Raw genomic sequence first — 9,526 nt, 5'->3', positions numbered from 1 at the left:
ATGAATCAGTGTAAGCATTCAGCTATTAGCCATCAGCTATCAGCCATCAGCTATCAGCAGTCAGCTGACTGCTTTTCCCGTAGCGTGCGCGTAGCGCATATGCTTACGAATCAGTATCCATGCTTTATCCATATGTTCTACCCATACCAAAAATGCTATAGACCAGTTACTTCCTATATTCATTACTCAGGACTGACGTACTGACGCACTTATTCACTCAATTCGACGTCAAACGCTTAGAAATCTGGTTAATTAGTCCACTAACTATGGCTCCAGCCATCAGCACGCCAATGGCGGGAGTAAATACTGGTTCCCAAAGGCTGTACCATAGTTCCAGTCCTAAGGGAATACCAACCGAACGACCAACCAATGCGATCGCAAACCAAAAAAAGCTCAATAAGACTAGAAAAACATCGAACATTAAAACTTGGTTAAGCCAACGGAGCAGTTGCTCTTTCATCTTCAAAATTTCTGGAATTTTAGTTTACTTGTCAACGTTATTAGTTTATTGGTGTGCAGTCATGCTGGTCAAGAGTGAAATAATCGAACTTAAAACCCACGAACCTATCGCCATCTACAATATCACCGATTACATCAGCAAATTACTAGAGGTTACTGGGGTTAAAAACGGTCATGCTTTAGTCTTTTCCAGACATACAACTACTGCGTTAGCAATTAATGAATATGAAGAACGATTACTCGAAGATATCAAAGTCCATCTAAACAAGCTAGCCCCTAAAGATGGTAAATATCTCCATAATGACCTGCACTTAAGGATTGTACCTCCTGATGAGCCGATCAATGCCCACTCTCACCTAATGGCCATGATGCTAAACAACAGCGAATATATTCCTATTATTGATGGAAAATTAGCTTTGGGCACCTGGCAATCGGTTTTATTGGTTGAATTAGATGGTCCTAGAGACAGGACTGTTTTAATTCAACTATGTGGTGAAACCTAAAAACTGTCTTACTACGAATTGGCTGAAGCAGAACGGTTTAACTAAACCTCCTTATCCTAATTATAGATAATTATAGATAGAATGAACTGAGCAAACTCTGTTAATACATTGGTATCAAAGTTGTGTTAAACTAGATAATATTGGACTCGCTCTCACTAATAATCCTTTTCCTTCTCAGAAGGTGGAGTGTCAACATAGTTCTGTTTGAACTGATTGAAGTAAGTTGAGGGTACCAAGAGCGAAACTATGCCGAAATTCTGGTTTAGACTCTACAGTAGCGCTACCATAGTATCACTTCTACTTGCCGCTGGCTTTTGGAAGACTACGCCACTCTACCATGCAGGAAACACACTACTCCCCTCACTAGCAGTATCCCCTGGCAATCAAGTAGTCGATCAGGTTTCTCCCCCAGCCTGCTCTTCTATTGATCCGATTACCAAGGGTATGAAAAAAGAACGAAGAGCAACTGGTATGGCACAATTGGCTCGATCAACAGAAGATTGGAATTTTGTGATCAATGAGTGGATTCAAGCCATTGAGGATTTGCAAGCTATCCCAGCAGACAGTCCTAAACGGATTTTTGCTCAAAAAAAAATTGCTGAATATATCAAGAACCTAGAGTTAGCTTACCTAGAAGCAGTAGCAACCACGTCATCCTTGCCCTTCTCTAGTTTTGATAACGAAATATTTGATCAGCAGCTGCGGCTTTATCTATCCTATATTGCTGCCGTTGGTAGGCCTGACATTCTCATTGTAGGTAGTTCCCGGGCATTGCAAGGGCTTGATCCTCAGCAACTCCAAAAATCCTTAGGGATATTAGGCAAAGGAGAGCTAAAGGTTTTCAATTTTGGGGTCAATGGTGCCACAGCTCAATTTGTTGACTTCCAACTCCGTCAGCTCCTGACTCCAGAACAATTGCCACGGTTAGTGATCTGGGCTGATGGGGTGCGTGCCTTCAATAGTGGACGAGTAGACCGCACCTATCAATCCCTTGTCGCCTCTGAGGGATATAAACGTTTGTTGGCAGGCGATCGCCCCACACTTCCTAAAAGTCAAAAGGAATCAGCCAATACTTGCCAAGCTATTTCTGAGTCTACTATTTCCAGTGTTACTAGTAAAATTTATCAAAAATGGGCACCGGAAACTAGACTTTGGGCAACAGCGACCTTAACTTCAAATCCGCAACCTAGACCCTGCAACCTAGACCCTGCAACCTGCAACCTGCAACTGGTTTCAAAACAGTCAACTCCCGCCAACACTGGCTATAGTACTTTTGCCATCAATGCTAATGGTTTTCTCCCTATGAATGGCACCTTTAACCCAAAAATTTACTATCGGAGCCATCCACGAGTGTCAGGGAGATATGATGCCGATTATCAGCCCTTCAGTTTTGCCGGTAAGCAGACTACTGCTGTCAATGCTATTAAAAGCTTTTTGAAGAAACAAAATATTCCCTTAGTGGTGGTTAACTTACCCCTTACCAAAGACTATTTAGATCCAGTGCGTCTGAGTCGTGAACAGAAATTGCAACAGTGGATGCTCAAACAAACTGATCAAGGATTTATCTTTATCGATATGGGGAGGCAGTGGCTAAACCAAAATCAGTATTTTGCTGATCCGAGTCATCTGAATCAATACGGCGCAGCAGCAGTGGCTAGCGAGTTGGCCGCTAATCCCCAGATTCCTTGGCCTTGACCCACATCAAATTCATAACTTTTTGCGCCCTCAATCGCCAATTATTGTAGGGGGTGATGGATTAATACCAAATTAAAACAGTTTTAATACATTGATTCGATTAACTTTAAATAAACTTTAGATAAACTTTAGATAAACTTTAGATAAACTTTAACTTAAATTTCTTATATCAAAGGGTGTGATGTGTATTAAAAATTTAAAATTGAAAATGTAATTATTCAGGTCTTGGGGTTGTTTTTGAAGCTCTTTTGTTCATTTTGCCAGAAAAATGACTCAAACTGTATTAAACGATCCAAATTTGCTGGTTTTTGCTGCCAAATCCACAACTTACAGAGTTTGTCAACCCCTAAACCTAAATAATTACCTAGACAATTAACGATTAATAATTAACAATTAACAATTAACGATTTACCTGCATAGCAAGTGATTAAACTGGAGGAGATATTATTCCCCCAGTATCCCTTCCCTTTAAACGCTAGTCTCTTTACATGTTCTTGAAAGCTTTCCCTTCCAAGCCATACACCCTAAAGCAATAACGTTTAACAGACCCAATATAGAACTTGGTTCTGGTACTTGTTCGATTGAATAGACAGTAGTTGTGCCACTGACCTCATTGTTAACAACTAGCATCGGTGTGTCGTAGGGACTATCCTCTGCTGATATGAACAGCAATCCTTCAGGACCAAGATCCCCTGCTGTACCAGCCTCAGGATCCCCTAGGAAGTCGCGGTTGTTGATGTAATTCACAAAGAATGGATTTTCAGGATCGGTAACGTCATAGACTATGAAGCCACCAATCTGCTCAAAACCGATGAAGGCAAAGGTGCGACCGAATAACTCAACCACTCTGATGCCCTGGGGTTCCGGACCTCTATTGTCGCTGCGGGTATCAAAGTTGTTTTCCTCACCCTCAGCGTTGAAGAAATCCGGAAATAGGTCAGCAGTTATTTGTTCAAAAGCATCGCCACTGTCAAAAACTAGCTCTAAGCCATCCTGTGTTACCTCCCAAATTGAGAAGGAGCGTCCTCCAAAGGCAAACAGTTGGTCAAAGTCACCGTCTCCATCAGGGTCACCATTGATCGTTGAAACTTGCAAACGTCCTAGAACATCATCTTCTTGTAGAGCGATCGCATCAGGGAAGGCAGTTGGGTCTAACACTAAGTCATTTATCCGTTCATCTTCCTCGAAAAACGTTTCTTCTTCACCGTCTAAGTCACCCTCAATCCGGAGGAAATCGCCTTCGTTAGCACTAACTAAGTAAGTTATGCCGTCAACGGTATAGACATCAAGTTGGTCTGGCTGGAATAACCCAAACACTGGCCTGTTTTCGATATTGATAGCATCGTCTCTATCGCTAGTATCTAAACCATTATTAGGCTCACTGTGATCTTTGACACCGAGACCCACAACCTTGGAGAACTCATTAGTTTCTAGATTGAGAACACCAATGGCATTGTTTTCCTGAAGTGCTACCCAGGCAGTTTTACTATCGTGTGAGACAGTGATGTTTTCCGGTTCGATATCCCGATCAGGGGTAATCGGAGACTCGAATAAATCCTCAATGCCGAATTCCTCCTGGGATGAAGCCTCAATTTTTTCGAATGCATCGACAAACAGCTGCACTCCCTGGTTTTCCAGATCCTGTTTTGAGAACGAACTAAAGTCTGCAGTCTTGACAGTAGGATGCTTCGGGTCAAGAAGGTCGATAATACTAACCGACCCCTTTGGATTAACGATCTGACCTAAAGTCTCTGAAAAGGCTGGCTCTCCTTCATTGGCAACTAGTAACTTTCTGCCATTTGGGGTAAAGGTTACCGCGTCAGGCAAGGCACCAACTGTGACCGATGTTTTGAAGTTACCGTTGGTGTCAAAGAAAGCCACTGTTCCTGGATCAGTTCCCACTTCATTGGCTACGGAAACCGCTAGTAAGCCATTGCTAGAGGCAATACTGGTTGGTGTTGCCCCAAACGATGCCAGGGGGATGGTGGTGGATAACGAGAGGTTGCCTCCGACAAAATCCAGGACATCGACTTGATTGCTACTAGCATTGGTAACGAATAACCTTTGGCTGAGTGGATCGAAAGTCGATATCTCCGCCGCTCCATCATCGAAGATTCCCGTGGAAAAGGTAGAAATCGGTTTGATGTTTAGGGAGAAGGCGGCGGCAGGTGATGTTAGTATACCCAACAGCAATGTTGAGTATAAGGTTGATTGTATGATTTTAGGCATTTTTCTAGGAAAAATGGATGGACTCTGATGTTTTACCATGGTGTTCCTGGCTGTGTCTAGGTATAGGTAATACTTAGCTAATACTGTAAATGAAATGCCTCTGATCCAATTTATGATGCAATTTATATGAGCAATTTTTTATATCAGTGATCAATTTCGTGTAGTTCTAGTAATATTCACTGAGACTTCACCAACTCTTTACTGAAACTTCACAAATTCTTTACTCAATCTTTAAATAAGGAATCACCACAGCCTGATGGGATAACTTTAATTTAAAAGCTAATCCAACTTTGTTTCACGCCACTTTGGCGGTAATTTACAGAATATGATTAAGAAATATTAGCATAGTTTGGGATATCTGATTAAGTTTTTATCTAAAAACTTAATTATAACTCTGAATATTAATCATAATTACTATTTGTTTTGTTATAGTTTTTTATATATAAAACTAGCTATTGTTATTTGTTTTTAACAAATATATTAAATATTATTTATGTATAGCAGAGTGTAAAATGCCGTATCAATATTATTTAGGGTAGTTAACCTTTTTACGCCAAATTTAGAGCGTCGAGCTAGTTATACGACCAAGTATAATTTTCAATTATAACTTAATCCTGGAACGAAAAATAATTAAATTAATATAAAATTGTTTAACATTAATTTAATTATGTCGTTATTATTTGATATTTAGCTTACTATTGTTAATGGGAATATATTCCATATATTTAAAAAAAACACTAAATATACAAAAAAATACAATTATAAACTATAAAAAACTACAATAATGCAATTCGATATAGTCTAGTATAAGGTGTACATTAAGATCCCATAACTATTAAGTTGTCAAAACAATTGCTAGTAAGTAGATAATGTGATATGACCAGATAAAGTGATACCATATAAAATAGCTCCTAGGTTCTACCACACTAATGCATCTACTCCGATGCTCAAGAGTCATTGTCTAACCGGGAGGTAATCTATGACTTCTCAAGAAACCGGAGCTTCGAGCTATGCAAGGTCTGCTTTAGCACAGGGTGTCTATGGGGAGGTGAAACTGGTGAAACTAAGGTACTTTCAAAGAGATGATTGTTCGGAGGCAATACCTACTAGGACAAGGAAAAGGGCTAAGGAAAAGGCCTTGGGGTAAGAGGAATACCTTTTCCCTTTGTCCATCAGGCGAGTGTGTCATTCCCTCTAAGCATGCAACTCGCTCTAGCCCAACTGCACTAGGGTGTTCTGGCATTAAGTTTTCCTGTATTGATCTTCACCTAACCCAAGCAATTACTAAGGCATCTACAGTTCAAGGGGATAACCGAATCAGTGAATTTACCTATGGGCTTTTGTGTTGAGGTAGAGTGTCCTGCAGTAAATCGCTATTCTTAGGTAGATTCACTGAAAACTTTGCTAAGTTGGCTAAGGTAGCCATCCTGACATGGCTAACCCTAGTATCTACCTGTGAAGACATCGGTTCTAACTGTAATTGAGAGTAGGACACTATGTTAACCAAGCTGTTAGGAAAAGTTATGCTCGTTGGTCTGCTCACTTCATTAGTGAGCTGTACTCAACCAGCAGATCAATCAAAGCCTAACTTAGAGCCATCAACAATTTCTGAAGACACGAAGGTGATTGTCTTAGGTGATATTTCAAAAAATCCAGCTAAAAAGATCCGCCGCTTCCAGCCCCTGGCAAATTACCTGGCTGACAAGTTGAGTCAGTTCGATATTAAAACTGGCGAAGTAAAAATTGCCTCGGATTTTCCTACCATGATCAACTGGCTCAAAGAAGGGGAGGTACACCTATACTTCGATAGCCTCTACCCAGCCATGAGGATTAATGAAGAGTCTGGTGCTCAAGCAATTTTGCGCCGCTGGAAACGGGGTGATGCTGAGTACCACACGATTATCTTTACTATGAAAGACCGAGGGATTAAATCCCTAGCTGACCTCAAGGGTAAGAAGATCGCGTTTGATGATAGACAATCGACCTCTGGCTATATGTTACCTATGGCTTATCTGATTGAAGCAGGTTTGAAGCCTAATGAAAAGGGATCAAGCAGTGATGTAGTGGCAGCTAATGAGGTGGGGTATATCTTCAGTGATGATGATGAAAATACTATCCAATGGGTGATTAGCTCAAAGGCAGACGCTGGTGCAGTGGATAACCAGACTTTCGAGCAAGTCCCCGAGGATGTCCGCCAAGCCATGAGTATCTTGGCTGAAACAGAAAAAGTACCTCGGCAAGTCGTGATGGTTCCAGGCAATATGGATCCTGAGTTACTGGCTCAGCTCAAGAGTATCCTGAGTACCATGCATAACGACCCCAAGGGCAAAGAAGTGCTGACTAAGTTCCAGAAGACTGCTAAGTTTGATGAGTTCCCAACTCTACAGGGGTTGGAAAGGATGCAACAGTTATACAACATTGTTGAGAATCGGTAAATTGCATGGGCAGATTTAGCTGGAGACAATGGCCATTAGCCACTAAACTGACAATGACCATGACTAGCTTGGTGATTGTGGCAGTGGCTAGTGTCACCATGCTATCTCTGCACCGTGAGCAACAAACCTTTCGTAAAGAACTCAAGCAACAGGCTAATCTATTGCTTAATACTCTGATCCTAGTGACTGCTGATGCGCTCTACCTTGCAGATCCTGATTCTTTGGAGCAGGTCATGGAGCAGCTGGGGGATCAGGGGTTAGTGGAGGAGGGTTTTATCTACCAAAAAGATGGACGGATCGTAGCCAAAGCCGATTCGGTAGATGGTCAGGTGTATAGTATCGAGAGTGACCCTGTTGGCGAGAAGCTGCTAAGGCTAAAACGTGATAAGATATATGTTGATTGGGATGCTGACCAACTTACTGTTGGGAAAGCAGTGATTCTCGGGAATCAGACAGTGGGAGCGATTAGTGTCGGACTGTCTACAGCTCCCCTGAACAATAAAATTGCTGCGGTACGCAATCAAGGTCTAGTGGTGGCAATAACTGCAGCCGCTGCCGGTACCCTGTTGGCACTGCTGCTGAGTCGGTCAATCACTGAACCATTGCAACAGATGACTGCTGCAACCCAGCGTCTGGCGGCTGGGGACTTGAACCAGAAGATTACTGTTCACACCAAGGATGAGCTAGCGGTGTTGGCAGATTCCTTTAACCGGATGACTTCCCGGCTGCGAAAACTCATTGAAAGTTTGGAACAGCAAACCGCAGATCTGCGCCAAAGTGAAGGTAAAAATCGAGCCTTGCTCAATGCTATTCCAGATTTAATGTTGCACTTTAGTCACGATGGTACATTTCTAGATTATAAAGTGGCAAGGAATCAGAACTCTTTTGGGTCTTTTGATCAAGTCTTGGGTAAAACGGTGTATGATGCATTACCACTAGAGATAGCTCAACTTTATATCCGCAATGTTCAGCAAGCTTTGGAAACTGGGGAGACCCAAATCTTTGAACATGAGAGGTTTATTAATGGCCAACGCCGCCATTTTGAAGCACGGATTGTGGTCAGTGGAGATAAAGAAGTGCTGACCATTGTCCGGGATATTACGGAGAACAAGTTGGCTCAGATTGAGTTGCAACAGGCAAAAGAAGCGGCTGAAGAAGCTAACCATGCCAAGAGTGCCTTTATGGCTAGTATGAGCCATGAGCTACGGACACCCCTTAACGGTATTCTTGGCTTAAGTCAGTTGCTCTGGGAAGATGCCGAGGAGTTAGGCTATGACGAGTTCGTCTCTGACTTAAAGGAGATTTGGAACTCTGGTACGCACCTGCTCACACTGATCAGTGATGTTCTAGACATTTCAAAGATTGAAGCGGGCAAGATGAACCTGTACTTAGAAAGCTTTGATGTTACTACCCTGATAGTGGAATTGGAAAGCCTTGCTAAGCCACTGATGCAGAAAAAGAACAATAGTCTAAAGATCAGCAGTGCTGACTCTCTCGGCACAATGGTGGCTGACCGGACTAAGCTCAAGCAGGTTCTGTTAAACTTGCTAAGTAATGCTGCTAAATTCACTGAAACAGGCACGATTACTTTTAGCATTAAGCGTGAAGGAAGTAACCATAGCAATGGCAAGAACGAACTGATCTTGGAGTTATCCCAACCTTATTCGAGATCCTCAAGTGCTTCCTACACCACAATCGATATTCCTACCTCCTCCAATACCTTAGCGAATCTCGAATCTGATCATTGGTTGATATTCTCGGTAGCTGATACTGGCATTGGTATGACTCCAGAACAACTTAACAAAGTATTTCAACCATTTACCCAGGCAGATAATTCAACCACCAAAAAGTATGGTGGAACGGGTTTAGGTCTTTCCATCAGCCAACGCTTCTGCCAGATGATGGGTTGTCAAATTACGGTGGAAAGCCAGATTGGTGTTGGCTCTACTTTTAGCATCCGTTGCCCTGCTATAGTAAATGACCCCAAAACAGAAACACCTAAGGGCATTATGGGTAATGGGTAATGGGTTAAGTGAAGGCAAAAGGTATAGCACTACGCATTCAGATGTTTGACATTGTCTTGATGCAAAGCGCGAGTGGTTTGAAGTTACCGTAAGAGAGTGGAGCCTTATTAAAAAATATTTAACCCTTTTCTGCATAACCTGCCGACATTAAAGGCGACCCTCTCTAAGGTTTCGTCTCCGG

At 42.1% G+C, this 9,526-nt stretch carries 7 protein-coding genes; 5 read left to right on the top strand and 2 right to left on the bottom strand.

Going from position 1 to position 9,526, the window contains the following annotated elements:
- Nucleotides 1-204: hypothetical protein (locus F6K37_RS19690; RefSeq protein WP_287251666.1), on the top strand; the 204-nt coding region annotated here is incomplete at its 5' end.
- 13 nt (nt 205-217) lie between these two features.
- Here the strand turns inward: F6K37_RS19690 and F6K37_RS19685 are convergent.
- A complete protein-coding gene (locus F6K37_RS19685; protein WP_008183116.1) occupies nt 218-460 on the bottom strand; it encodes a DUF8620 family protein in 243 nt (80 codons plus the stop codon).
- 61 nt (nt 461-521) lie between these two features.
- Here F6K37_RS19685 and F6K37_RS19680 point away from each other — a divergent pair, with 61 nt between their 5' ends.
- Together F6K37_RS19680 and F6K37_RS19675 are read left to right on the top strand one after the other, a co-directional pair.
- Nucleotides 522-962, top strand: coding sequence for a secondary thiamine-phosphate synthase enzyme YjbQ (locus F6K37_RS19680; protein WP_287251665.1), 441 nt, complete (start codon nt 522-524; stop codon nt 960-962).
- Nucleotides 963-1,208: 246 nt separating this feature from the next.
- Nucleotides 1,209-2,657 (top strand): hypothetical protein, encoded by a 1,449-nt coding sequence (locus tag F6K37_RS19675; RefSeq protein WP_008183121.1) that lies wholly within the window; start codon nt 1,209-1,211, stop codon nt 2,655-2,657.
- Between the two features lie 468 nt (nt 2,658-3,125).
- On the opposite strand, the gene F6K37_RS19670 is transcribed toward F6K37_RS19675, so the two are convergent.
- A complete protein-coding gene (locus F6K37_RS19670; RefSeq protein WP_287251664.1) occupies nt 3,126-4,886 on the bottom strand; it encodes a choice-of-anchor I family protein in 1,761 nt (586 codons plus the stop codon).
- A gap of 1,496 nt (nt 4,887-6,382) precedes the next feature.
- Here F6K37_RS19670 and F6K37_RS19665 point away from each other — a divergent pair.
- Nucleotides 6,383-7,321 (top strand): phosphate/phosphite/phosphonate ABC transporter substrate-binding protein, encoded by a 939-nt coding sequence (locus tag F6K37_RS19665; protein ID WP_008183124.1) that lies wholly within the window; start codon nt 6,383-6,385, stop codon nt 7,319-7,321.
- A 53-nt stretch (nt 7,322-7,374) separates the two neighbouring features.
- Entirely contained in the window at nt 7,375-9,345 is a 1,971-nt protein-coding gene (locus F6K37_RS19660) for an ATP-binding protein (RefSeq protein WP_008183126.1), read from the top strand.
- The last annotated feature ends 181 nt before the right edge of the window (nt 9,346-9,526 follow it).

It is taken from the genome of Moorena sp. SIO4E2 (assembly GCF_010671945.1).
GTDB lineage: Bacteria > Cyanobacteriota > Cyanobacteriia > Cyanobacteriales > Coleofasciculaceae > Moorena > Moorena producens.
The sequence above is the reverse complement of the archived record's forward strand: the minus strand, read 5'-3'. Positions and strand labels throughout refer to the sequence as shown.